We start from the raw sequence: 24,823 nt of genomic DNA, 5'->3' as shown, positions 1-24,823 counted from the left end.
AGTGGCGCCCGGGCTGAAGTATGGCCGCAGCGACCGGCATCCACCAGGAATACCTGGATCTCGCACCGGACTTGAGCCTTACGCCCATGACCGGACCGCCCCCGCTGTGAACACGATCGGCACAGGTGATCGGTTCCCGTACGTGAGGGCCGTCCCTGCCGACGGAGTACGGAAGTTGACGAGCGGACACCGGTCGGCCGGCCTCCCCGGCCCGCCCCTCAGGCGTACCGCGCGCGCAGCCTGGCGTGCGCCTCGGGTGCCGCCCCCGTGTGGTCCAGGCCCAGCAACGCCGCTCCCAGTACCGGTGGTTGGGCCACCACGCGGATCTCGGCCCGGGGTGCGCGGGCGGTGAGCGACGAGGTGATCCGGCGGTCCAGGTCCGGGTGGCGCGCGGCCAGCACGCTGCCGCCGAGAATCACCGGAACGTGCTCCTCCAGAAGACCCAGCCGGTCCAGCGCCACCGAGGCCATCGCGACGACCTCGTCCGCGAGCCGGTCCACCACCGCGCGCGCCACCGGGTCACCGGCCGCGCCCGTCGCGAAGAGCACCGGGGTCAGCTCGTGCCGGCGCTCGTACGGGATGTGCTCCCGGTGCAGCGCCTCGATCAGCTCGTACATCGACGCGAGCCCGAAGTGCGCCGGGAGCGCCCGGGCCAGCTCGGTCGGCCCGCCCCGGCCGTCCTCGGCGCGGGCGGCGAACCAGAGCGCCTCCTCGGCGAGCCCTGAACCGCCTCCCCAGTCACCGGATATCCGGCCGATCGCGGGGAACCGGGCGGTGCGGCCGTCCGGGAGCATGCCCACGCAGTTGATCCCGGCGCCGCAGACCACCGCGACGCCCCGGGGCTCGTCCACCCCCGCGCGCAGCACGGCGAAGGTGTCGTTGCGCACCTCGACCGTGTGCCCCCAGCCGCGTTCGAGCAGCGCGGCCGCCAACTCCTCCTCCTCGACCGGGAGGTCGGCGTTGGCGAGGCAGGCGGAGACGTGCGCGACCGGTCCGGCCGGCTCCCCGGCCGAGGCGAACGCCCCCGCCACGGCGGCGGCGAGCACGTCCAGCGCGGCGGGGATCCCGACCACGGGCGGCTGGAAACCGCCGCCCCGGCCCGTGCCGAGCACCGTGCCGTCCTCGCCGATCAGTGCCACGTCGGTCTTGCTGTTCCCCGCGTCGATGGCGAGGACCGAAGGGTTCACGCCCACGCGAGGTGCTCCCGGTTGTGCGCGATCAGCCGGTCCGTGAGGCCCTCGGCGTACTCGAACTGCCCCACCAGCGGGTGGGCGAGCAGCGCCTTGAAGACGCGGTCCCGGCCGCCGTGCAGGGCGGCCCGCAGCGCCAGGTCCTCGTACGCGGTGACCTGGGCGATCAGCCCGGCGTAGAGCGGGTCCAGCGCCGGGACGGCGAGCGGCACGGCGCCCGAGCCGTCGACCCGGGCCTGCGTCTCGATCACCGCGTCGTCGGGGAGGAACGGCAGGGTGCCGTTGTTGAGGGTGTTGACCACCTGCACGGTGGGGGCGCCCCCGCCGAGCAGCGAGGAGGCCAGGTCGACCGCCGCCTCGGAGTAGAAGGCGCCGCCGCGCTTGGCGAGCAGCGCGGGCTTCTCGTCCAGCGCCGGGTCGCCGTACATCGCGAGGAGTTCCTTCTCCATCGCGGCGACCTCGGCGGCCCGGGACGGCTTGGTGCCGAGCTCCCGGACGACCTCGTCGTGCGCGTAGAAGTACCGCAGGTAGTACGAGGGGACCACGCCGAGCCGGTCCACGATCGCGCGCGGCAGGTGCAGGTCGGCGGCGATGGCCTCGCCGTGCTCGGCCAGCAGGCGCGGCAGCACGTTCTCGCCGTCCGGGCCGCCGAGGCGCACCCCGAGCTCCCAGGAGAGGTGGTTCAGCCCGACGTGGTCGAGGTGCACCTCGGCGGGGGAGACGTCCAGCAGCCGGGCGAACTTGCGCTGGAAGCCGATCGCGACGTTGCAGAGGCCGACGGCCTTGTGGCCGGCCTGGAGGAGCGCCCGGGTGACGATGCCCACCGGGTTGGTGAAGTCGATGATCCAGGCGTCCGGGTTGGTGCGGCGGACCCGCTCGGCGATGTCCAGTACGACCGGCACGGTACGCAGCGCCTTGGCGAGGCCGCCCGCGCCGGTGGTCTCCTGGCCGACGCAGCCGCACTCCAGCGGCCAGGTCTCGTCCTGGTTGCGCGCGGCCTGTCCGCCGACGCGCAGCTGGAGCAGGACGGCGTCGGCGCCCTCCACCCCGGCGTCGAGGTCGGAGGTGGTGGTGATGGTGCCGGGGTGGCCCTGCTTGGCGAAGATCCGCCGGGCGAGGCCGCCCACGAGGTCGAGGCGGTCGGCCGCCGGGTCGACGAGCACGAGCTCCTCGATCGGCAGGGTGTCCCGCAGACGGGCGAACCCGTCGATCAGTTCGGGTGTGTAGGTGGACCCGCCACCCACTACTGCGAGCTTCATTTCAGCCCTTCACTCCGGTCAGTGTGACGCCCTCGACGAATGCCTTCTGGGCGAAGAAGAAGACGGCGATCACGGGGGCCATGACCAGAACGGTCGCGGCCATGGTCAGGTTCCAGTCGGTGTGGTGTGCGCCCTTGAAGGACTCCAGGCCGTAACTGAGCGTCCAGGCGGCCGGGTTCTCGGACGCGTAGATCTGCGGCCCGAAGTAGTCGTTCCAGGCGGCGAAGAACTGGAACAGCGCGATGGCGGCGATGCCCGGCTTCGCCATCGGCAGCACCACCCTCAGCAGGGTGCGCAGTTCGCCGCAGCCGTCGATCCGTGCCGCGTCCAGGTACTCGTCCGGGATGGTCAGCAGGAACTGGCGCAGCAGGAAGATGGAGAAGGCGTCGCCGAAGGCCATCGGGATGATCAGCGGCCAGAGCGTGCCGGAGAGGTCCATCTGCTTGGCCCAGAACAGGTACATCGGGATGATCACGACCTGCGGCGGCAGCATCATCATCGAGATGACCAGCATCAGCGACAGCTTGCGGCCCTTGAAGCGGAACTTCGCGAGCGCGTAGGCGACGGGCACCGAGGAGACCACGGTCAGCACGGTGCCGGCCCCGGCGTAGAGCAGGGTGTTGCGCCACCAGGTGAGGAAGCCGGGGGTGTCGAAGACCCGCCGGTAGTTCGCCCACTCCCAGGTGTCGGGGGTGAGGTCGCGGGTCAGCGCCTGCTGGTCGCTCATGAGCGAGGTCAGCACCACGAAGACCAGCGGGAGGACGAAGAAGAGGGCGGCGGCGACGCCGAGCGAGTGCACCGCGATCCACTGCAGCAGTGCCTTGCGGCGGGCGGTGCGCTCGGCGGCCGTGCGTGCGGAACGGACGCCACCGGCAGGGGTGCCGGGTGTGTCGAGCAGCTGGGTCATGGGTCAGTCACCGGCCTGGACGAGGTTGTTGCGGCCCCGCATCAGCAGTGCGGTGAAGGCCATGGCCAGGGCGAACAGGACCAGGGCGACGACGCAGGCGGAGCCGTAGTCGAAGCGCTGGAAGCCGAGGTTGTAGACGAGCTGGGGGAGCGTCAGGGTCGACTTGTCGGGATAGCCGGGCTCGAAGGACTGCCCGGAGCCGCCGATCACCCCGGAGGCCACCTTCCCCGCCACCAGGGGCTGCGTGTAGTACTGCATCGCCTGGATGACCCCGGTGACCACGGCGAACATCACGATGGGCGAGATGTTCGGCAGGGTCACGAAGCGGAACCGCTGCCAGGCGGAGGCGCCGTCCAGCTCGGCCGCCTCGTACTGCTCGACGGGCACGTCCAGCAGCGCCGCCATGAAGATCACCATCAGGTCGCCGATGCCCCAGACCGCGAGCATGGTCAGCGCCGGCTTCGACCAGGAAGCGTCGTTGAACCAGCCGGGCGTCGGCAGACCGAGGTCGCCCAGGATCGAGTTGACCGGCCCCGTCCCCGGGTTGAGCAGGAAGACGAAGGCGAGGGTCGCGGCCACCGGGGGCGCGAGGTAGGGCAGGTAGAAGAGGGTGCGGAAGAGCCCGGTGGCGGTCTTGATCCGGGTGATCAGCAGCCCGACGCCGAGCCCGAACACCACCCGGCAGGTGACCATGACGATCACCAGCCAGAGGGTGTTGCGCAGCGACGGCCAGAACATCGGGTAGTCGGTGAAGACGTACGTCCAGTTCGTCAGCCCGTTGAAGACCGGCGCCCCGAACCCGTCGTACTTCGTGAAGGAGAAGTAGACGGTCGAGATCATCGGGTACGCGAAGAAGAAGCAGAAGCCGATCAGCCAGGGCGACAGGAACGCCACCGTGCGCAGCGCCGACCTGCGGCGCTTGGAGCGGAGTGTGTACGTGGTCATCGCGGGCTACTTGGCCTTGGCGATGTCGGTGTCGATCTGCGCGGCGGTCTTCTCCAGACCGGCCCGGAGGTCCTTCACCGAGCCCTTCTCGTACTGGTAGCCGAAGTCCTGGAGGGTCTGCTGGTACGTGGCCCCGTTGACGGCCCCGTCCGGGGTGTTGGAGTGCGGGTTCTGCGCGATGTCCAGGAAGGTCTTGAAGCGCGGGTCGAACTTCAGGTCGGGCGACTTCAGCGCCTCGAAGGTGGAGGGCACGTTCTTGATGCCGTTGGCGAAGTCGACCACCGCCTGCGTGTCGCTGGTCATGAACTTGACCAGCTCCCACGCGGCGTTCTGCTTCTTGCTGGCGGGCGCGATGCCCATGATCGTGCCGGAGAGGAAGCCCTTGCCGTAGGTGTCGGCCTCGTCGTCGGCGACGGGCATCGGCGCGACCCCGATCTCGAAGTCCGTGCCCGCCTCCTCGGCCATCCCGAGCCGCCACTCGCCGTCCATCTGCATGGCGACCTGGCCGGTCTGGAACGGGTGCTTCGCGCCCCACTCGTCCCCGAAGGAGCCGCGGAACTTCTCCAGCTTGTCGTAGCCGCCGAGGTCCTCGACCAGCTTCTTCTGGTACGTGAACATCTCGGCGAAGGCCGGGTCCTTGGCGATGTTGGACTTGCCGTCCGCGTCGAAGTACGCGTGGTCCCAGGAGCCCAGGTAGTGGTCGGCGACCGACTCGTAGCCGTGGAAGGTCGGCATGAAGCCGAGCTGCTGGTAGCTGTCGCCCTTGGTGACCGTGAGCTTCTTGGCGTCGGCGGCGAACTCGGAGAGGGTCTTCGGCGGTGCGGCGATCCCGGCCTTCTCGAACGCGTCCTTGTTGTAGTAGAGCCCGTACGCGTCGGCCAGCAGCGGCAGCGAGCAGCGCTTGCCCTCGAACTGCGTGTAGTCCAGGAGCACCTTCGGGAAGGTCTTCTCCAGGTCCAGCTTCGACTTCTCGATGAACGGCGTCAGGTCCGCGAAGGCCCCGGACGAACAGAACTTGCCGACGTTCGACGTGGTGAAGGACGACACGACGTCCGGACCGTTCGAACCCCCGGCGCGCAGCGCCTGGTTGAGCTTGTCGTCGTTGATGTTGCCGACGACGTTCACCTTGATGTTCGGGTGGGCCTTCTCGAACCGGTCGACGTTGTCCTGCACCGCCTTGACCTCGGACGGCGCGCTCCAGCCGTGCCAGAAGTTGATGGTGGTCTTCGCGTTCGGGTCGTCCGTGGAGCCGCTCTGGGACTGGCCCGTGCAGGCGGTGGCGAGGACGGATATCGCGGCGACCGCGACGGCGGCCGTGGTGAGGCTGTTTCTGCGCATGGCAAAGCTCCTTGAAGACGGTGAAGGAGAGGCGACAGCGGTACGGAGTGCGGGAAGTTCAGGGGCGGGAGGTGTCGAACACCTCGTCGCGGGTGTCGGCGAGGGCGCGTTCCAGGGCGCCGCGCAGTACCGGCAGCCGGACGGTCTCGGCGAGGACGAGCGGGGGCCGGGAGGCGGCCAGTTCGGCGAGTTCGGACTGGATCAGGGCGCGCAGCCGCTCGCCGCCGGCCGAGATCAGCCCGCCGGCCAGCACGATCAGCCCGGGGTCGAGCACGGCCGTCAGGGAGGCGAGCCCGGTCGCGAGCCGCTGCGCGTAACTCCGCAGCAGCTCGGTCAGCCGCTCGTCCTCGCCGTACGCGGCGGCGGCGCGGGTCACCAGGGCGGCGGCCACCTCCGGGTAGGGCTGCTGCGGGGTGTCGATGCCGAGCGACGCGGCGAGCCGGGGGATCGCCTGGGCGCCCGCCAGTTCCTGGAAGCCGCCGGCGTTGGCCTTGACGACCTGGCGTACGAGCGGGGTACCCGGCACCGGCAGGAAGCCGACCTCCCCGGCGCCGCCGGTGAAGCCCCGGTGCAGCCGGCCGTTGATGACGAGCGCGCCGCCGAGCCCCTCCTCGTTCCAGAGCAGGACGAAGTCGTCGTGGCCCCGGGCGGCCCCGCGCCGCTGCTCGGCCACCGCGACCAGGTTCACGTCGTTCTCGTACTCCACGGGCATGGGCAGCGCCGCCGCCAGCTCGTCGAGGAGGGTGGCGGAGTGCCAGCCCGGCAGGTGCGAGGCGTAGCGCAGCCGGCCGGTGCCCGGGTCGAAGGCGCCCGGGGTGCCGATCACCACCCGGTGGACCGCGGACCGGTCGAGACCGGCCTGCTCCACCGCGCCGTCCAGCGCCCGGACGACCTGGTCGACCGCGCTCTCGGCGCCCCGGCCGGGGGTGCGGAGCTCGAACTCGCCCACCGTCCCGCCGGTGACGTCGGCGACGGCGGCCACGATGCGCTGGGCGTTCACGTCGAGCCCGGCCACGTACGCCGCCTCCGGGTTGACCGCGTACAGCTGCGCGTTCGGCCCCGGGCGCCCCTCGGTGGTGCCGGTGGCCCGCACCAGCCCGGCCGCCTCCAGCCGGGCCAGCAGCTGCGAGGCGGTCGGCTTGGAGAGACCGGTGAGCTTGCCGATCCGGGTACGGGAGAGCGGGCCCAGCTCCAGCAGCAGGTCGAGAGCGGCGCGGTCGTTCATGGCGCGCAGCAGCCGGGGGGTGCCGGGCACGCCGGTGCCCGGGGTGGTTCCTGCCATGGAGGTGGTCCGCTCTCTGTTAGGAAAGTTTCCTATCCGGTGGGAGCAAGGTAGGCGTCCGTACCCGGGGCGTCAATGGCGAGGCGGCCGGGCAACGAAAGCGTTACCGGCGGAGGGCGCGTGGAATGGGGCCGAAACACGCAGGAGGGCCTCCGCGGCATGCGCGAAGGCCCTCCTGACGTGCGGGTACGGGCGTGTGGTTCGGCTACTTGCTGATGCTCGGCGGGGTGAGCGGCGTCGCGGCGAGCGACTGCGGCGAGGTCGCCGAGGCGTACGCGGACGGGGCGGCCATCGCGGCCGTCGGGTCCGCCTTCGACTCGGCCTCCGGCTGCGCCGGCCCCGCGCCGATCATGCTGATGCCCGCCTCGTCCAGCGACCTCTTGATGCGCCAGCGCAGCTCGCGCTCCACGGCCAGCCCCTTGCCCGGCATGGTCTTCGCGGTGACCCGTACGGTCATCGAGTCCAGCAGGACGGCGTCCAGGCCGAGGATCTCCACCGGGCCCCAGAGCCGCTCGCTCCACGGCTCCTCCTTCGCCATGACCTCGGTGGCGGCGGAGATGGCGGCGCGCACCCGGTCCAGGTCCTCCGTCGGCCGGACGGTCACGTCGACACCGGCGGTGGACCAGCCCTGGCTGAGGTTGCCGATCCGCTTCACCTCGCCGTTGCGGACGTACCAGATCTCGCCGTTGTCGCCGCGCAGCTTGGTGACCCGCAGCCCCACCTCGATGACCTCGCCGGAGGCGACGCCCGCGTCCACCGTGTCCCCCACGCCGTACTGGTCCTCCAGGATCATGAAGACCCCGGAGAGGAAGTCGGTGACGAGGTTGCGCGCGCCGAAACCGAGCGCGACACCGGCGACACCGGCGGAGGCCAGCAGCGGCGCCAGGTTGATCTCGAAGGCGCCCAGGATCATCAGCGCCGCCGTGCCCAGGATCAGGAAGGAGGTCACCGACCGGAGCACGGAACCTATCGCCTCCGAGCGCTGGCGGCGCCGCTCGGCGTTGACCAGCAGTCCGCCGAGGGCGGTGCCCTCCACGGCCTGGGCGCTGCGGTTCATCCGCTCGATCAGATTGGTGAGGGCGCGGCGGATCAGGTAGCGCAGCACGATCGCCACGGCGGCGATCAGGATGATGCGCAGACCGGTGTTCAGCCAAGTGGACCAGTTCTGCTCGACCCAGCCCGCGGCGTCGCCGGCCTGCCGGGCGGCCTCGTCGAGCGAGCCTCCCGACCCGGTCGACGGGGCGGCGGCCAACAGAACGGACGGGGACACGGTGGGACCTCCAGAACGGGCGACAGCTGATCAACCAGGTTAACGACGGGCGCGGCCCGGATGATGTCCGCAGCCCACCGAGAGACGCATCTCATCCCTTCATCACACGTTTGTGCGCGTTTCGTCGCGCAGCCCGACCGCGCCCGGCCGTCCGTCGGGTGCGGGCCGCCGGGTGCGGGCCGTCCGTGCGGCCGTCGGGCGGAATCCGCCCGGCCCATTACCCGCACGTGGTGGCGCCCGGACCGGCCATGAGGAGAGACTGAGAGCGGATCGTCCCGGCGCGAGCCACGCGCCGCCGGCGTACAAGGAGGCATCCACCGTGCCGCACGTCCTGGTTCTCAACGCGTCGTACGAGCCGCTCGGCGTCGTACCGCTCCACCGCGCGCTCGTCCTCGTCCTCGAAAACAAGGCCGTCTGCCTCGAAGAGTCCGGCGCCCTCCTCCGCAGCCCCACCACCGCCGTACCGGCGCCCAGTGTGGTCCGCCTCAAGCGCTTCATCCGGGTCCCCTACCGGGGGCCCGTCCCGCTCACCCGCCGGGCGCTCTTCGCCCGGGACGGCGGCCGCTGCGTGTACTGCGGGGCCGCCGCCACCAGCGTCGACCACGTCGTCCCGCGCAGCCGGGGCGGTCTGCACGCGTGGGAGAACGTGGTGGCCGCCTGCCGCCGCTGCAACCACGTCAAGGCCGACCGGCACCTCCCCGAACTCGGCTGGCGCCTGCGCCACCAGCCCGCGCCCCCCACCGGCCTCGCGTGGCGGATCATCGGCACCGGCCACCGCGACCCGCGCTGGCTGCCCTACCTCCAGCCGTTCGGCGCGGACGACGCGATGGCCCGGATCGACGGCGTCTCCGCGTGAGCACCGCCTGCCGCCCCGGTCGCGGGACCGGGACGGCAGGACGGTGAGGGCAGCCGGATCGGCCGGTGGATCGGGAGGCGCATCGGCAGGTGGATTGGCTGAAAATGGCTCAAATCTGCCGTCCGGGGGAACGAGATGTGACCCACGGCACGTTGAAGACCTCGGCATCGGACCTATGCCACGCTCACGTCTGCGCACCCGAGGGCTGGGTAGGTCTCTCATCCGTCCTGCTCCCACGGCCAGGAGGCCCACCTTGTCCGCAGCCGCGCGTGTCCCGCTCCCCGCCCTGTCCAAACAGGTCCCCGGTCCGGCCGGCCCGGAGCCGCTGACCAGTGAGCCGCTGACCAGTGAACAGCCCCTCCCGCCCGCAGCCGTCCCCCGTCCCTTCGGCGGACCGCCCCGCACCGTCGTCACCGCCCCGCTCGACGTGCCCCGCGCCGCCGGTGCCGCACCCCTCACCAGCGAGCCGCCGCTCGTCGACGCCACCCCGCTGACGAGCGAGCCGCCGCTCGCCGTCGTCGCTCCGCTCACCAGCGAACCGACCGCCCCCGGTGTCGCGGGGGCCATGGAGTCTCCAGGAGTCTGAATGGGCCTCTCCCGGCTCGCCGCCCTGCACGGCGTCGCCACGTCCTACTCCCCGTCCGCGGGTGTCACGGTGCCCGTCCCCGACGACACGGTCACCGCCGTGCTCGCCGCGCTGGGCGTGGACGCCGCCACCCCGGAGGGCGTACGGAGGTCGCTCGCCGCCGCCGAATCGAGGGCGGGCTCCCGGCTGCTCCCGCCGACCGTGGTGGTCTGGGCGGGCGAGCCGCTGCCGCCCGCCCTCGCCACGCTGCCGATCGGGACGGCCCTGACGGTCGCCCCGGAGGCCGAACCGGGCGCCGCGCGGCCCGAGCCGGTCCGGCTGCGCGTCACCGGCGCGCAGGCCGACGTCCCGGACACGCCCCCGCCGTCCGCCGTCCCCGTCTGGTGGACCGACCCGCCCCTCGGCGTCCACCGGGTGACCGCGCGCACCCTCGACCACCGGCAGGGCACCGCCACCCTCGTCGTCGCGCCCGCCCGCGCCCCGCAGCCCCCCGCCCGCGCCCAGGGCTTCCTCGTCCAGCTCTACTCCCTGCTCTCCGCGCGGTCCTGGGGCATGGGCGACCTCGGCGACCTGGCCGACCTCGCCGCCTGGGCCGGACGCACCCTCGGCGCCGGGTTCGTCCAGATCAACCCGCTGCACGCGGCCGTCCCCGGACGCCCCACCGACCCCTCCCCGTACCGCCCCTCCTCGCGGCTCTTCCCCGACCCCGTCCACCTGCACGTCGAGTCGATCCCCGAGTACGGCCAGGTACGCGCCCGGGCGGTGCTGGACGACCTCCGCCAGGACGCCGCCGCGCTCTCGGAGGCGGTGCTCAACAAGGGCGCGCTGATCGACCGGGACGCCGTCTGGGAACTCAAGCGGCAGGCCCTGGAGCTCGTCCACCAGGTGCCGCTGACCCCCGGCCGCCGGGCCGCGTACTGCGACTTCCTCTCCGCCCGGGGCCAGGCCCTGGAGGACCACGCGCTCTGGTGCGCGCTGGCCGAGGTGCACGGCCCCGACTGGCACACCTGGCCCGAGCCGCTCCGCGACCCCCGCTCGCGGGAGACCGCCCGCGCCCGCACCGGACTCCTCGACCGGGTGGACTTCCACAGCCGGCTCGCCTGGCTGACCGACATCCAGCTCGCCGAGGCCCAGCGGGCCGCCGAGGACGCCGGGATGGAGGTCGGCGTCATCCACGACCTCGCCGTCGGCGTGCACCCGGCGGGCGCGGACACCTGGGCGGGCCAGGACCACTTCGCGCTGGGCATGTCCGTCGGCGCGCCCCCGGACGCCTTCAACGCCCGGGGCCAGGACTGGGGCCTGCCGCCCTGGCGGCCCGACGCCCTCGCCGCCTCCGGCTACGCCCCCTTCCGGCGCCTGCTGCGCGGCCTCCTCGCCCACGCCGGGGCGCTCCGCGTCGACCACGTCATGGGCCTCTTCCGGCTCTGGTGGGTCCCCGAGGGCAAGCCGCCCACCGAGGGCACCTACGTCGGCCAGGACGGCGAGGCGATGCTCGCCGTCCTCGTCCTGGAGGCCCACCGCGCCGGGGCCGTCGTGCTGGGCGAGGACCTCGGCACGGTCGAGCCCGGCGTCCGCGAGGCGCTCGCCCGGCGCGGCGTCCTCGGCACCTCCGTCCTCTGGTTCGAACGCGACTGGGAGGGCGACGGCCGCCCCCTGACTCCGGAGCGGTGGCGCCAGGACTGCCTGGCCACCGCCACCACCCACGACCTGCCGTCCACCGCCGCCCGCCTCTCCGGCGACCACGTGACGCTCCGCCACGAACTCGGCCTGCTCACCCGCACCCTGGAGGAGGAACTCGCCGAGGACGCCACCGACACAGCCGAATGGCTCGGCCTGCTCGCCCGGCTGCGGCTGCTGCCCGAGGGCGAGGGCGACGAGGAGGCCGCCGTACGGGCCGTGCACCGCTTCCTGCTGCGCACCCCCGCCCGGCTGACCGGCATCTGGCTCCCGGACACCGTGGGCGACCGGCGCCCGCAGAACCTCCCCGGGACCTGGGACCAGTACCCCAACTGGCGCCTGCCGATCGCCGACGGGGAGGGCCGTCCCCTGACGTTGGAGCAGATCACGGGCTCGCCCCGGCTCCACCGCCTGATGGACGGACTGGCCCCCCGCACCCCACGTACGGCACCCCCGGACGCGCGGCGTCCTTAGGCGTTCGCTACGTTTGCACCGTGGACAAGAAGAACGCTATGCGCGCCGGCGCCGTTGCGGCCGGTACGACGCTGATGATGCTGCTCATGTCGTCCCCCGCTCTCGCGCTCACGCGCGACGACGGCGACGACCCGGGTCAACACGGTCTGTCGGTCATCGAGACCATCAGCCTGTACGTCCTCGCGCCCCTCGCGCTGTTCGTGGTGATCGCGGGCCTGGTCGTGGTGCTCGACAAGTCCAAGAAGAAGGCGTAACCGCCTCACACGCTCACGCCGTGTGCGCCGCCGGTACGGGATACCGCGCGGCGCACACGCATGTCCGGATACGGGCGTGCCCGCGCCACCGGATACGCACGAGGGCGCCCGCACCCGCAGTGAGCCCCCGCCACACGCGAGGGCGCCCTCCCCGGCACGTACCGCCCGGGGAGGGCGCCCTCGCGTCGCTCGCGTGCCGAGCCGTTACGCGGTCGCGGCGGCCGCGTCCGCCGCCCGGGCGCGCAGGGCGCGCTCGACGCCCGCGCGGGACTCCGACATCAGCCGGCGCAGCGCCGCGTTCGGTCCGGCCGAGGCCAGCCAGGCGTCCGTGGCGTCCAGCGTCTCCTGGGAGACCTGGATCGCCGGGTAGAGGCCGATCGCGACCTGCTGGGCCATCTCGTGGCTGCGGCTGTCCCAGACGTCCTTGACCGCCGCGAAGTACTTCTCCGCGTACGGCGCCAGCAGCTCGCGCTGCTCGGTCTGGACGAAGCCGCCGATGACGGCCTCCTGGACGGCGTTCGGCAGCTTGTCGGACTCCACGACCAGCGCCCAGGCCTCCGCCTTGGCCTCCTCGGAGGGACGCGCGGCGCGGGCCTCGGCCGCGTGCCGCTCGCCCGCCGCGGTCCGGTCGCGCTCGTACTCGGCGGCGATCTCCTCCTCGTCGAGCAGACCGGTCGCGGCGAGGCGCTGCACGAACGCCCAGCGCAGCTCGGTGTCGACGGCCAGGCCCTCGACCGCCTTGGTGCCGTCCAGCAGACCCTGGAGCAGGTCCAGCTGCTGCGGGGTACGGGCGGTCGCCGCGAAGGCGCGGGCCCAGGCCAGCTGGTGGTCGCTGCCTGCCTCGGCCGCGTTCAGGTGCGCCAGGGTGGCGTCCGTCCAGCGGGTCAGCAGCGCCTCGCGGGACTCCGGCGCCGCGTACTGGTCGAGCGCCAGCTTCAGCTGACGGTGCAGCGACTGCACCACGCCGATGTCCGACTCCTTGCCGATGCCGGACAGCACCAGCGCGAGGTAGTCGCGGGTCGCCAGCTCGCCGTCGCGGGTCATGTCCCAGGCCGAGGCCCAGCACAGCGCGCGCGGCAGCGACTCGGCGAAGTCGCCCAGGTGCTCGGTGACGAACCGCAGCGACTCCTCGTCGAGCCGGACCTTCGCGTAGCTGAGGTCGTCGTCGTTGAGCAGGACGACGGCCGGGCGCTTCGTGCCCTCGGGCAGCCGCACCTCGGTGCGCTCGCCGTCCACGTCCAGCTCGATCCGCTCGCCGCGGACCAGCTTGCCGTCGGCGCCGAGGTCGTAGAAGCCGATCGCGATGCGGTGCGGGCGCAGCGTCGGCTCGCCCTTGGCGCCGGCCGGGAGCGCCGGGGCCTCCTGGAGCACGGCGAAGGAGGTGATGCGGCCCTCGGCGTCCGTCTCGATCGACGGGCGCAGGATGTTGATACCGGCGGTTTCCAGCCAGGACTTCGACCAGGTCTTCAGGTCGCGGCCGGAGGTCTTCTCCAGCGCGCCCAGCAGGTCGGTGAGCCGGGTGTTGCCGAAGGCGTGCGCCTTGAAGTACGCCTGCACGCCCGCGAAGAACTCGTCCTTGCCGACGTAGGCCACGAGCTGCTTGAGGACCGAGGCCCCCTTGGCGTACGTGATCCCGTCGAAGTTGACGAGGACGTCGTCGAGGTCGTTGATCTCCGCCATGATCGGGTGGGTGGACGGCAGCTGGTCCTGCCGGTACGCCCAGGTCTTCATGGAGTTGGCGAACGTGGTCCACGACTGCGGCCACCACGACCCCTCGGCGTCCGCCAGGCAGGCGATCGAGGTGTAGGTGGCGAACGACTCGTTCAGCCAGAGGTCGTTCCACCACTCCATGGTGACCAGGTCGCCGAACCACATGTGGGCCAGCTCGTGGAGGATGGTCTCCGCGCGGCCCTCGTACGCGGCGTCGGTGACCTTCGAGCGGAAGACGTACTGGTCGCGGATGGTGACCGCGCCCGCGTTCTCCATCGCGCCCGCGTTGAACTCCGGCACGAAGAGCTGGTCGTACTTGGCGAACGGGTACGCGTAGTCGAACTTCTGCTGGAACCAGTCGAAGCCCAGCCGGGTGACCTCGAAGATGTGCTCCGCGTCGAGGTGTTCGGCGAGCGAGGGACGGCAGTAGATGCCGAGCGGCACGGTCTGGCCGTCGCGCTCGTAGCTGCTGTGCACCGAGTGGTACGGGCCGGCGATCAGCGCGGTGATGTACGTCGAGATGCGGGGCGTCGGCGCGAAGGTCCAGACGTCGTCCGCCGGCTCGGGCGTCGGGGAGTTCGAGATCACCGTCCAGCCCGCGGGGGCCTTGACGGTGAAGGCGAAGGTGGCCTTCAGGTCGGGCTGCTCGAAGCTGGCGAACACCCGCCGCGCGTCCGGCACCTCGAACTGGGTGTAGAGGTACGCCTGCTCGTCCACCGGGTCGACGAACCGGTGCAGGCCCTCACCGGTGTTGGTGTAGGCGCAGTCGGCGACGACCTTCAGCTCGTTCGCGCCCTCGCGCAGGTGCGGCAGGGCGATCCGCGCGTCGCGGAAGACGGCGGCGACGTCCAGCGCGGTGCCGTTGAGGACGACGTCGTGCACGGCGGGGGCGATGAGGTCGATGAAGGTCTCCGCACCGGCCTCCGAGGAGTCGAAGCGCACCGTGGTGACGGACCGGAAGGACCCGCCTTCCTGCGCCCCGGAGAGGTCGAGCTCGACCTCGTAGGAGTCCACGGTCAGCAGGCGGGCCCGCTCCTGTGCCTCTTCGCGGGTCAGATTCGTGCCAGGCACCCGGTCATCTCCTTCGATCGTGACGTTTCGGGTCATCTTTCCACGTCAGGGGGTGGCCGCGTTAAGGGCTTTCGCGCGGAGCGGAGCCGCGGAACCAAGCGCGAGGGGGCGGCCACCGGTGGTCACCGGTGGCCGCCCCCTCGGCCGTGTCCTCGTGGTGCCGGGTGGGTCAGCCGTTCAGCTCGGCCGCCACCAGCTCGGCGATCTGCACCGCGTTCAGGGCCGCGCCCTTGCGGAGGTTGTCGTTGGAGACGAAGAGCGCGAGGCCGTGCTCGACGGTCTCGTCGACCCGGATGCGGCCCACGTACGAGGGGTCCTTGCCGGCCGCCTGGAGCGGAGTCGGGATCTCGGAGAGCTCGACGCCCTCGGCGTCCTTGAGCAGCTCGTAGGCGCGCTCGACGCTGATCGGACGTGCGAACCGGGCGTTGATCTGGAGCGAGTGGCCGGAGAAGACCGGCACGCGCACGCAGGTGCCGGAGACCTTGAGCTCCGGGATGCCGAGGATCTTGCGGGACTCGTTGCGGAGCTTCTGCTCCTCGTCCGTCTCGTACGAACCGTCGTCCACGATCGAACCGGCGAGCGGCACCACGTTGAAGGCGATCGGGCGCTTGTAGACGGCGGGCTCCGGGAAGTCCACGGCCCCGCCGTCGTGGGTCAGCTTGTCCGCGTCGGCGACGACCTTGGAGGCCTGGCCGTGCAGCTCGGAGACGCCGGCGACACCGGAGCCGGAGACCGCCTGGTAGGTGGCGACGGTGAGGGTCTCCAGACCCGCCTCGTCGTGCAGGGGGCGCAGCACGGGCATCGCGGCCATCGTGGTGCAGTTCGGGTTGGCGATGATGCCCTTGGGGCGGTCCAGCGCGGCCTTCGGGTTGACCTCGGAGACGACCAGCGGGACCTCGGGGTCCATGCGCCAGGCGGAGGAGTTGTCGATCACGACGGCGCCCTGCTGGGCGACCTTCTCGGCCAGCGCCCGGGAGGTGGCGCCGCCGGCGGAGAAGATGACGATCTGCAGACCCGTGTAGTCGGCGGTGGAGGCGTCCTCGACGGTGACCTCGGTGCCCTCGAAGTCGATTGTGGAGCCCGCAGAGCGGGCGGAGGCGAACAGCCGCAGCTGGGTGACCGGGAACTCACGCTCGGCCAGGATCTTGCGCAGGACTGTGCCGACCTGACCGGTGGCGCCGACGATTCCGACCTTCACGGAAGACTCCTCTGTACGTGTGTGCGGCCCTGGGGGCTCGTCCCGTCGCCCCTGGTGAGCGGGGCGAGGTGCGGCCCTTTGCCGCCCCATGATGCGTATGTCCCTGCCCACCTTGTCCAATCCATTGTCCGGCCTGCGGACTCCCGCGGCCCCGGCCGCAGGTTCTGCCGTCGCGCGGGCCCGGGGAGCGAACATCTTCGGCGGGGTACGGAGGCTCCGCCGGAGCCCGTCGGCTCGTCCGGCCCTGCCCTGCCCCGCCCGGCCCGGCCCCGGACATGCGGCGGGGCGGGTGCCCGTGAGAGCGCCCGCCCCGCCCGGTCCGGGGACCGGCCGCCGGGGGTGTTACCCGACGACCTTGTCGATCAGGACGCTGCCGGTGCCCGCGGCGGTGCCGTGGGAGTTCACCAGCTGGACCTCGCCGAAGAACTGCCGGCCCGCGGGGGCCGCGGCGGCGACGAGCACCTCGGCGCCGAACTCGGCGGAGGCACCGCTCGCCAGGCTGACCGGGGTCGACTCGTCGACCTTGATCGTGCCGAGCGCCGCGGAGTAGTACACGTCGCGGTAGTCGTACGCGGTGGTGCCGGACGGTACGTCGTAGCCGTCGATCTCGACCGTGTAGGTACCGGCGGGCGGCGAGGCGATGCTCACCGACTCCTCGGAACCGGCGGTGGTCGACGCGCCGACCTGGACGCCCCCGAGGAAGACGTAGAGGTCGATGTCCGCGTTGGTGTCCGAGGTGGAGCCGATGGCGACGTCGAGCTTCTCGGCGCCCGCCGGGACGGTCACCTGGAAGGTCTGCGACTGGCCCGTGGAGATCGACGGACGCTGGACGTCGGCCGAACCGAGGCTGCCGCCCTTGAGGTTGCCGGTCAGCGCGGCGGCCTCGTTGGTGACGGTCCAGTGCACCGCCGCCGGGGTGCCGATCTTCGCCTCGGCGATGGTCTGCACCGCCGGGTCGAAGGTCGCGCCGAGCAGCGACACGTCGAGCTTGAACGGGTTGTCCAGGAGCGGGGACGTACGGCGGGCCTCGACCTCGATCTCCCACACGCCGGGCTGCGGGTCCTGGTAGGCACGCGCGTCCGGACGGCAGGTGTTGGTCGGGCTCGTGTAGTTCGGGTAGCAGTAGATCGTGGAGCTGTCCTCCATCTGGACCCCGTAGGGGTGGATGGAGATGAACCGCGTCTGGCTGCCCGACCGCAGGCCGCTCAGCGCGACCTCCAGCGTCTTGGCGCCCTCCGGCACGTTCAGGAAGTACGACGTGGTGCTGTTGCGCTGCACCGAGCCGGACGCCTTGAACGCGTTCGTCGGGGCCTTGATGTCGGTGGCGACGACGACGGTGGTCAGGATCTGCTGGTCCACACCCACGGTCTTGGCGTCGTTCACCTCCAGGATGGCGCTGTGCGTGCCGGCCGAGCGCGGTTGCGCCTGGACCTTCACGGTCACCGGGGTGCCGAGCGGCAGCTTGACGGTGCTCGGGCCGACCAGCTTGAAGGTGCCGTCGTCGTTCTTCCACGACAGCTTGTGCGCGACGTCGCGGTCGGCGCCCGTCGTACGGGTGATGACCACGTCGTACGTCTTCTTCTGGCCGGTCTTCAGGCCGCCCTCACGGTCGTAGAGGCCGGTGCCGAAGCCCGGGTCCTTGAGCGCGAAGTCGATCGAGGTGTCGACCGGGGCCTTGACCGCGTACTCGTTGGCCGTGGCGCCCTTCTTGATGAGCTTCCACGCGTCCAGGATGTTGATCAGACCGGAACCCTGGGCGTGCGCCGGCACGTTCTTGATCCGGGTCGCGGAGCTGGTCAGCGCGGTGCGCAGATCGGCCGGGGGCAGCTCGATGTGCTTCTGCTTCGCGGCGGAGAGCAGCAGCGCGGTGGCGCCGGCGGCCTGCGGGGAGGCCATCGAGGTGCCCTGGAGCATCGAGTAGCCGGCCGGCAGGGAGTAGCCCGCCTCGGCGACCGGGACACCGGGCAGCCAGGTCGGGGTGGTGTTGATGGACGCGCCGGGGGCGGTGATGATCGGCGCGAAGCCGCCGTCCTCACGCGGACCGCGCGAGGAGAAGGGCAGCATGTCGTACTTCTTGGTGACCAGGGAGCCGTAGTTCGACGCCCAGGTGTCCTTGGAGATCGACGCGCCCACCGAGATGACGTGGTCGGCGAGACCGGGGTCACCGATGGTGTTCACACCCGGACCGTCGTTGCCGGCCGAGATGACCAGCTGGACGCCGTAGATGTCGATGAGCTGCTTGTACAGCTCGGCGCGCGCGTTGTTGCCGTCGTTGAGCGGCGGCAGGCCGCCGATCGACATGTTGACGACGTCGACACCGCGGTTCACGACGAGGTCGATCATGCCCTCGGTGAGCGCGATGTTGGTGCAGCCGCCGCTCCAGGTGCAGGCGCGCGAGGAGACGATCTTCGCGCCGGGGGCCGCGCCGTTCATCGCGCCGCCGAACAGGCCGTTGGCCGCGGTGATGCCCGCGACGTGCGTACCGTGCTCGCCCTCGATGATGCCGATGCTGACGTAGTCCGAGGTGGCGCCCGCCGCGTTGTAGACGACGTTCTTGCGCGTCTCCACGACGAACGGGATGCGCTCGGCGACGTCGGTGCGCGGGTCGTCGGTGCCGAAGTAGGCGACCTGGAACTTCTCGTTGTACGGCTTGAGGGCCGTGTCGTCGGAGAAGTCCCCGTTGCTGTTCAGGTCCACCCGGGTCACGCCGGTGACCGGGTCGTACAGCACGCCCCAGCTGTCGGTGTTGTCACCGTCGCGGTTGAGGTCGCCCGCCATCTCGCCGCCGTTGGTGGCGGACTCCCGGAACAGGCTGAACTTGTACGAGCCCGCGGGCGCCTTGTACGTGACACCGCCGAGGGTGAACGACGGGCCGGAGACCGCCTGCGTCATCCGCAGCCAGGTGCCGTCGCCGTCGCTGACCGGGTCGGTCGCGGTGACCCAGTCGACGATCTTGCGCTCGCCGGTGCTGGTCTTCTGGAGCGCCGGGTGGGCGAGGTCCACACCGGAGTCCAGGATGCCGATGGTGATGCCCCGGCCGTCCGCCTTCGGGTTCTGCTTCACGAAGTCGACGGCGCCCGTCTCGAAGGACGGGTTGTACGGGTTCTTCGCGGGCGTCTTCTTCGACGGCGCCGCGTACGTGGAGGACGTCGTGGCCTTCTTGGCGCCCTGGGCGCGGTCGGCCTGCGGCGTCGGGTCGTCCAGCTCGATCTCCTGCTGGAGGTCGATGCCCAGCACCGACGACAGCTTCGAGGCGGACGCGATGGTGGCCTTCGCCGTCTTCGTCGGGACGGTCGCCCGGACGTAACCGAGCTTGTCGTACGTGATGCCGGGCACCGAGCCGCTGACGGCGTCGAGCTGGCTCTTGACCTGCTCGGTCGCGCCGGGCTTCGTGGCGACCATCAGCGTGACGGACTTCTCGCCCTGGGCCTCGGCCTGCGCCAGGACCTCGGCGTCGGAGGTGCCGAGCTTGTCGCCGGACGGGCTCGCGGCGGCGGGCTTGACGGTGGTCGGGGCCGGGTCGTCGGCGGCGAAGACCGGGGTGGTGGCGGTGGCGGCGAGCGCGGCCACCAGACCCGCTGCGGCCGCCACCCGGGCGACCCGTCTCGCCGTCGGTATGGAGCCGGGGGAATCCTTGGTCATCAGCATCCCTGCGATCGGAAAGAATGAGTCCGGAATTCGGTACCGGATGACCGCTCACCCTTTCGTATCCGACAGGGTTTTGTGGAGAGTTGACGGAGGCGCGTAGACGACATGGCGTAGATCCGCCACCGTTGCCCCTGCGTCACCGGGGAGAAAAGGTGTCAGATCATGACCTTGTCGAAGCCTCCGGTCCCGTCCCGCCCGGAGCCCGCCCCTCCGGTCAGCGGGGCAACGCGACCACGTACGCAGCGGGTTCGCGGTCCCGCGCCGCGCTCAGCGCCGTCCGGACCGCGTCCGCCTGCTCCTCCATCGCCTCGCGCAGCCGCTCCGCGCGGAGCCGCACCACGGTGACCCCGAGCCGCTCCAGGTGCTCCCGCCGCACCGCGTGCGCGACCGGGGCCGGCTCGCCCTCCGCCCGGCCGCCGTCGCCCTCCGCCCGGCCGCCGTCGTGCTCGTGGCCCGCGCGGGAGCGGTCGCGTTCCGCCCGGCCGCGGGGCCCGCGCGGGGCGGGCCAGGGCGCGGAGGCGGCGGCGTGGCGGGACGCGTGGGCCGTGTCCAGCTCCACCGCCACCGCCTCCTCGGGCCAGTAGGCGTCCACGCTGCCCAGGTGCGGGCCGCCGGGCAGCCGCAGGTCCACGTTCCACACCGGCTCGGGCAGCCGGTGCAGCCGCACCATCGCGTACAGCCGCTCCTCGGCGATGCTCCGGCCCTCCGCGAGCAGCAGCTCCACCGCGCGGGTCACGGCGGGCCGGCCCAGCAGCTTCGCCGCGCTCAACTCGGCGACGAGCGGGCCGGGTTCGCAGTGTCCGTCGCGAACCGCCTCGGTCAGCAGCAGGCGTACCGCGACCGGCTCGTCGAGCCCGGCCACCACGTCGGCGACGGCCCGCTCCGCGGTCACCACCGGAATCCCGCCGACCGTCGTCCGCTCCCGGGGGAGGGCCGCGCGCACCACCCGGACGAAGCCCGCCGCCCGCAGCCGCCTGGTGCGCGGCACGAGCACGTCGACGCGGGTGAGCGCCGGTACGGGCGGGGCCGCGGCGAAACCGTGCAGCGCCAGCGCCGCCACCCCGGTGACGACGGCGTCCCCGGCGGCGGCACCCGTACCCGCCGTGAGGTCCGTACCCGCCGTGAGGTCCGTACCCGCCGCGGTGTCCGTGCCGCGGCGCCCGGTGGCGGGGCGCCCCGCGTACAGCAGCGCCGCGCGCAGCCGCTCCCGCCCGTCGGCCGGTCCGGTGTGCAGCAGGTAGACGCCGGGCAGCAGTCGCTGCCAGGGGCCGCGGGGCGTGCAGCGCTCGGAGACCTGGGCGGCGGTCAGGCCCCGCCGCCGCAGCTGCGCGCCGCTGACCACCCGGAGGTCCGCCCCGGGCGTGCGGGGGAGGGCGGCGCGGAGGGAGGACAGGGAGGTGTCGTGGTTCATGCACAGGGGCCTTCCGCCGACGGACCGGCCGCTAACCCCTGTTACAGGCCCGTCGCCATACCAGGACAGCCCGGCTCCGCTGCGTACGGACCGATGATCGAAATGGCCCGCCGTGCGGGGGTTGCCCCGGCGTCGGAGCCGTACGCGACCGGGGGTTCCCCCGGCATCAGGGTCGGCCGTACACGGCCGTGCGGGCCGCCCCCCCCGGGAAGAGGGGGGACGGCCCGCACGGGGAGCGGCCGGGTCAGGCCGCCGCGTCGCACTCCTGACCGCGCAGCGAGCGCGCCAGGTCGTCGCGGGCCTCCAGCACCAGACGGCGCAGCGCGGGCGCGGCGTCCTCGTGCTCCTTCAGCCAGGCGTCGGTGGCCTCCAGGGTCGCCGGGTCGTCCTGGAGCCCCGGGAACAGACCCGAGACCACGTCCATCCCGATCTGGATGGAGCGCTCCTTCCAGACCCGCTCGATCGCCGCGAAGTACTTACCGGCGTACGGCGCGAGGAGTTCGCGCTGCGAGGGCCGGACGAAACCGGCGATGGTCGCCCCCACCAGCGCGTTGGAGAGCCGGTCGGACTCCACGACCGCCGCCCACGCCTGGTCCTTGACCGCCGCCGAGGGGCGCGCCGCCAGGCACCGCACCTGGTGGCGCTTGCCCGACGCCGTGTCGTCGCGGGCCAGTTCGGCGGCGATCGCCGCCTCGCCGGCCACGCCGTGCGCCGCCAGCGGGAAGAGGAACGCCCAGCGCAGCTCTTGGTCGACGTCGAGTCCGTCGATCGTGGCGGAGCCGTCGAGCAGCTCGCCCAGCAGGCGGAAGTCCTCGTCCGAGGAGGCCGTCGAGGCGAAGAACCGGGCCCAGGTCAGCTGGTCCTGGCCGCCCGGCACGGCGAGCCGCAGCTCGCGCAGCGCGCCCTCGGCCAGCAGTCGGCCGCCCTCCTCGCGCCAGGCCGGGGCCGCGTAGTGGGTGAGCGCGGAGTGGGCCCAGTTGTGCAGCATCTGGAGCACCCCGATGTCCGTCTCGCGCCCGGCGAAGGCGAGGACCAGGGCGATGAACTCGCGGGCCGGCATCAGCCCGTCGCGGGTCATGTTCCACAGCGCCGACCAGCAGAGCGCGCGGGCCAGCGGGTCGGTGATCGCGCCGAGGTGGTCGCGCAGGGTGGCGAGCGACCGCTCGTCGAAGCGGACCTTGCAGTACGTCAGGTCGTCGTCGTTGACGAGGACCAGCTCGGGCTTCTCGGCCCCGGCCAGCCCGGCGACGACCGTCCGCGCCCCTGCCACGTCCGTCTCGACGCGGGCGTACCGCGTCAGCGCGCCGTTCCCGTCGTGCCGGTACAGGCCCACCGCGATCCGGTGCGGGCGCAGTTCCGGGTGGGAGGCGGCGGCCTCCTGGACCACCGCGAGCTCGGCGATCCGGCCCTCGGAGTCGTACGACACCACCGGGGTGAGGCTGTTGACGCCCGCCGTCTGGAGCCAGGCGCGGGACCAGGCCGTCATGTCGCGGCCGGAGGTGTCGGCGAGCACCGACAGCAGGTCGCCGAGGCGGGTGTTGCCGTAGGCGTGCTGCTTGAAGTAGCGCCGGGCGCCTTCGAGGAACGCGTCCCGCCCGACGTACGCCACGAGCTGCTTCAGGACGGAGGCGCCCTTGGCGTACGTGATGCCGTCGAAGTTCAGCTTGGCGTCCTCCAGGTCGCGGATGTCGGCCGTGATCGGGTGGGTGGAGGGCAGCTGGTCGGCCCGGTAGGCCCACGCCTTGCGGTTGTTGGCGAAGGTGATCCAGCCGCTGGTGAAGCGGGTCGCCTCGACCATCGAGAAGGAGCCCATGAAGTCCGCGAAGGACTCCTTCAGCCACAGGTCGTCCCACCAGCTCATGGTGACGAGGTCGCCGAACCACATGTGCGCCATCTCGTGCAGGATGACGTTGGCCCGGCGCTCGTAGGACGCGGTGGTGACCTTGCCGCGGTAGATGTACTCCTCGCTGAAGGTGACCAGACCCGGGTTCTCCATCGCGCCGAGGTTGTACTCCGGCACGAACGCCTGGTCGTACTTCCCGAACGGGTACGGGTAGTCGAAGTGGTCGTGGAAGAAGTCCAGGCCCTGCTTGGTGATGAGGAAGACGTCGTCCGCGTCGAAGTGGCGGGCGAGACCCTTGCGGCACATCGCGCCGAGCGGGATCTCCAGCGTGCTGCCGTCCGCGAGGGTACGGGAGTAGTGGTCGGTCACGTAGTGGTACGGCCCCGCCACCACGGCGGTGATGTACGTCGAGATCGGCTTGGTCTCGGCGAACCGCCACACCCCGTCCTCGTGGGACTCCTCGGCGCCGTTGCTCCACACCCGCCAGCCCTCGGGGGCCGCCACCTCGAAGCGGTACGGGGCCTTGAGGTCGGGCTGCTCGAAGTTGGCGAAGACCCGGCGGGCGTCGGCCGGCTCGTACTGCGTGTAGAGGTAGACCTCGCCGTCCTCCGGGTCGACGAACCGGTGCATCCCCTCGCCGGTCCGGCTGTACGCGCACCGCGCGTCGACCACCAGGACGTTCTCGCCCTCGGCGAGGCCGTCCAGCGCCACCCGGGTCCCGTCGAAGACGGCCGCCGGGTCGAGCGCGGTGCCGTTCAGGGTCACCGCGTCCACGCCCGGGGCGATCAGGTCGGCGAAGGTGGAGGCACCCGCGCGGGCCGAGCGGAAACGGATCGTGGTCACGGACCGGAAGGTGCGCGGGGCGCCCTCCTCCTCGGCCCCTCCGACGGCGGACCGCAGGTCGAGCGCGATCTCGTATCCGTCGACGGTCAGCAGCTCCGCCCGCTCGCGGGCCTCTTCGCGGGAAAGGTTCTCACCGGGCACCGGCACTCCTTCGTGACTCGATTTCGAATGTTTTGATCCTCGCATGCCGCTCCGTGGGGAATCCCCGGGGAATCTCCTCACGGTCCGGTCCCCGGGGAATCTCCCGACGGTTCCACGCGTTGTGCCGCGCGGAGACCGACGCTGCCAAGGAGAGACATGTCCGACACCACCACCGCACCCGGCAAGACCCCCGCGGACTTCTGGTTCGACCCGCTCTGCCCGTGGGCGTGGATGACCTCCCGCTGGATGCTGGAGGTCGAGAAGGTACGCGACGTCGAGGTCCGCTGGCACGTGATGAGCCTGGCCGTCCTCAACGAGGACAAGCTGGACCAGCTGCCCGACGAGTACCGCGACCTGCTGGAGAAGAAGGCGTGGGGCCCGGTCCGGGTCGTCGTCGCCGCCCAGCAGCTGCACGGTGACGAGGTCACCGGCCCCCTCTACACCGCGCTCGGCACCCGCTTCCACAACAACGGCGAGGGCCCGACCCGCGAAGCGGTCCTCGGCGCGCTCGCCGAGGTGGACCTGCCCGCCTCGCTCGCCGACTTCATGGACGACGCCACCTACGACGCCGAGCTGCGCGCCTCCCACCAGGAGGGCATCGACAAGGTCGGCCAGGAGGTCGGCACCCCGGTCATCGCCGTGCCCGGCGCCGACGGCGAGCAGGTCGCGTTCTTCGGCCCGGTCGTGACCCCCGCCCCCAAGGGCGAGGCCGCGGCGAAGCTCTGGGACGGCACGCTGCTGGTCGCCTCGGTCCCCGGCTTCTACGAGATCAAGCGGACCCGCACCCAGGGCCCGATCTTCGACTGATCCGCACCGCCGTACGGGGCACGGGTGGGCGCGGGGCCTGGACGGCCCGGCGCCCACCCGTATTCGTTCGCACACCCGCAACACGCGAACCCTTGTTCCCCCGGTGCGTCCGC

At 72.0% G+C, this 24,823-nt stretch carries 17 protein-coding genes; 5 read left to right on the top strand and 12 right to left on the bottom strand.

The genetic code is table 11. From position 1 onward, the window contains the following. Nucleotides 1–218: 218 nt before the first annotated feature. The 7 genes from ACWCWD_RS09030 to ACWCWD_RS09000 form a co-directional block, all read right to left on the bottom strand. A complete protein-coding gene (locus tag ACWCWD_RS09030) occupies nt 219–1,193 on the bottom strand; it encodes an N-acetylglucosamine kinase (protein WP_450771344.1) in 975 nt (324 codons plus the stop codon). After that, nucleotides 1,184–2,449: a 6-phospho-beta-glucosidase gene (locus ACWCWD_RS09025; protein WP_450771343.1), complete on the bottom strand. Its 1,266-nt coding sequence runs from the start codon at nt 2,447–2,449 to the stop codon at nt 1,184–1,186. Before ACWCWD_RS09025 ends, ACWCWD_RS09030 begins: the two co-directional genes overlap by 10 nt. A gap of 1 nt (nt 2,450) precedes the next feature. Then, complete coding sequence (locus tag ACWCWD_RS09020) at nt 2,451–3,356, bottom strand: carbohydrate ABC transporter permease (protein WP_450771341.1); 906 nt, start codon at nt 3,354–3,356, stop codon at nt 2,451–2,453. A 3-nt stretch (nt 3,357–3,359) separates the two neighbouring features. Further along, nucleotides 3,360–4,301 (bottom strand): carbohydrate ABC transporter permease, encoded by a 942-nt coding sequence (locus ACWCWD_RS09015; protein WP_450771340.1) that lies wholly within the window; start codon nt 4,299–4,301, stop codon nt 3,360–3,362. Nucleotides 4,302–4,307: 6 nt separating this feature from the next. Further along, nucleotides 4,308–5,639 carry an ABC transporter substrate-binding protein gene (locus tag ACWCWD_RS09010; protein ID WP_450771338.1) on the bottom strand — a complete coding sequence of 444 codons (1,332 nt, stop codon included), beginning with the start codon at nt 5,637–5,639 and terminating at the stop codon, nt 4,308–4,310. A 58-nt stretch (nt 5,640–5,697) separates the two neighbouring features. After that, complete coding sequence (locus ACWCWD_RS09005; protein WP_450771336.1) at nt 5,698–6,921, bottom strand: ROK family transcriptional regulator; 1,224 nt, start codon at nt 6,919–6,921, stop codon at nt 5,698–5,700. Nucleotides 6,922–7,126: 205 nt separating this feature from the next. Continuing rightward, nucleotides 7,127–8,191 carry a mechanosensitive ion channel family protein gene (locus ACWCWD_RS09000; protein ID WP_450771334.1) on the bottom strand — a complete coding sequence of 355 codons (1,065 nt, stop codon included), beginning with the start codon at nt 8,189–8,191 and terminating at the stop codon, nt 7,127–7,129. 319 nt (nt 8,192–8,510) lie between these two features. On the opposite strand from ACWCWD_RS09000, the gene ACWCWD_RS08995 reads away from it, so the two are divergent. The 4 genes from ACWCWD_RS08995 (at nt 8,511) to ACWCWD_RS08980 (ending at nt 12,038) form a co-directional block, all read left to right on the top strand. After that, nucleotides 8,511–9,047, top strand: a complete 537-nt coding sequence (locus ACWCWD_RS08995) for an HNH endonuclease (protein ID WP_390963072.1) — start codon at nt 8,511–8,513, stop codon at nt 9,045–9,047. Between the two features lie 253 nt (nt 9,048–9,300). Continuing rightward, a complete protein-coding gene (locus tag ACWCWD_RS08990; protein WP_450771332.1) occupies nt 9,301–9,633 on the top strand; it encodes a hypothetical protein in 333 nt (110 codons plus the stop codon). Beyond that, nucleotides 9,634–11,784 carry a 4-alpha-glucanotransferase gene (gene malQ / locus ACWCWD_RS08985; protein ID WP_450771330.1) on the top strand — a complete coding sequence of 717 codons (2,151 nt, stop codon included), beginning with the start codon at nt 9,634–9,636 and terminating at the stop codon, nt 11,782–11,784. A 20-nt stretch (nt 11,785–11,804) separates the two neighbouring features. Then, nucleotides 11,805–12,038: a hypothetical protein gene (locus tag ACWCWD_RS08980; protein ID WP_386890766.1), complete on the top strand. Its 234-nt coding sequence runs from the start codon at nt 11,805–11,807 to the stop codon at nt 12,036–12,038. 204 nt (nt 12,039–12,242) lie between these two features. Here ACWCWD_RS08980 and pepN (ACWCWD_RS08975) read toward each other — a convergent pair whose 3' ends face one another. The 5 genes from pepN (ACWCWD_RS08975) to pepN (ACWCWD_RS08955) form a co-directional block, all read right to left on the bottom strand. Further along, nucleotides 12,243–14,819: an aminopeptidase N gene (pepN, locus tag ACWCWD_RS08975; protein ID WP_450771329.1), complete on the bottom strand. Its 2,577-nt coding sequence runs from the start codon at nt 14,817–14,819 to the stop codon at nt 12,243–12,245. Between the two features lie 169 nt (nt 14,820–14,988). After that, entirely contained in the window at nt 14,989–16,017 is a 1,029-nt protein-coding gene (locus ACWCWD_RS08970) for an aspartate-semialdehyde dehydrogenase (protein WP_450771328.1), read from the bottom strand. Nucleotides 16,018–16,359: 342 nt separating this feature from the next. Continuing rightward, nucleotides 16,360–19,665, bottom strand: a complete 3,306-nt coding sequence (locus tag ACWCWD_RS08965; RefSeq protein WP_450771327.1) for a S8 family serine peptidase — start codon at nt 19,663–19,665, stop codon at nt 16,360–16,362. 214 nt (nt 19,666–19,879) lie between these two features. Beyond that, nucleotides 19,880–21,076, bottom strand: a complete 1,197-nt coding sequence (locus ACWCWD_RS08960; protein WP_450771326.1) for a hypothetical protein — start codon at nt 21,074–21,076, stop codon at nt 19,880–19,882. A gap of 244 nt (nt 21,077–21,320) precedes the next feature. Further along, nucleotides 21,321–23,903, bottom strand: a complete 2,583-nt coding sequence (pepN, locus tag ACWCWD_RS08955; RefSeq protein ID WP_450771325.1) for an aminopeptidase N — start codon at nt 23,901–23,903, stop codon at nt 21,321–21,323. A gap of 156 nt (nt 23,904–24,059) precedes the next feature. On the opposite strand from pepN (ACWCWD_RS08955), the gene ACWCWD_RS08950 reads away from it, so the two are divergent. Next, nucleotides 24,060–24,710 (top strand): mycothiol-dependent nitroreductase Rv2466c family protein, encoded by a 651-nt coding sequence (locus ACWCWD_RS08950; RefSeq protein WP_450771323.1) that lies wholly within the window; start codon nt 24,060–24,062, stop codon nt 24,708–24,710. Nucleotides 24,711–24,823 lie beyond the last annotated feature (113 nt).

It is taken from the genome of Streptomyces sp. NPDC001493 (assembly GCF_053597235.1).
The sequence above is the reverse complement of the archived record's forward strand: the minus strand, read 5'-3'. Positions and strand labels throughout refer to the sequence as shown.

What these genes read in the sequence shown, in the direction of transcription:
- ACWCWD_RS09025 (WP_450771343.1), bottom strand. Translation starts at nt 2,449, where the DNA reads ATGAAGCTCGCAGTAGTGGGTGGCGGGTCCACCTACACACCCGAACTG.
- ACWCWD_RS09020 (WP_450771341.1), bottom strand. Translation starts at nt 3,356, where the DNA reads ATGACCCAGCTGCTCGACACACCCGGCACCCCTGCCGGTGGCGTCCGT.
- ACWCWD_RS09015 (WP_450771340.1), bottom strand. Translation starts at nt 4,301, where the DNA reads ATGACCACGTACACACTCCGCTCCAAGCGCCGCAGGTCGGCGCTGCGC.
- ACWCWD_RS09010 (WP_450771338.1), bottom strand. Translation starts at nt 5,639, where the DNA reads ATGCGCAGAAACAGCCTCACCACGGCCGCCGTCGCGGTCGCCGCGATA.
- ACWCWD_RS09005 (WP_450771336.1), bottom strand. Translation starts at nt 6,921, where the DNA reads ATGGCAGGAACCACCCCGGGCACCGGCGTGCCCGGCACCCCCCGGCTG.
- malQ (WP_450771330.1), top strand. Translation starts at nt 9,634, where the DNA reads ATGGGCCTCTCCCGGCTCGCCGCCCTGCACGGCGTCGCCACGTCCTAC.
- ACWCWD_RS08965 (WP_450771327.1), bottom strand. Translation starts at nt 19,665, where the DNA reads ATGCTGATGACCAAGGATTCCCCCGGCTCCATACCGACGGCGAGACGG.
- ACWCWD_RS08960 (WP_450771326.1), bottom strand. Translation starts at nt 21,076, where the DNA reads ATGAACCACGACACCTCCCTGTCCTCCCTCCGCGCCGCCCTCCCCCGC.
- ACWCWD_RS08950 (WP_450771323.1), top strand. Translation starts at nt 24,060, where the DNA reads ATGTCCGACACCACCACCGCACCCGGCAAGACCCCCGCGGACTTCTGG.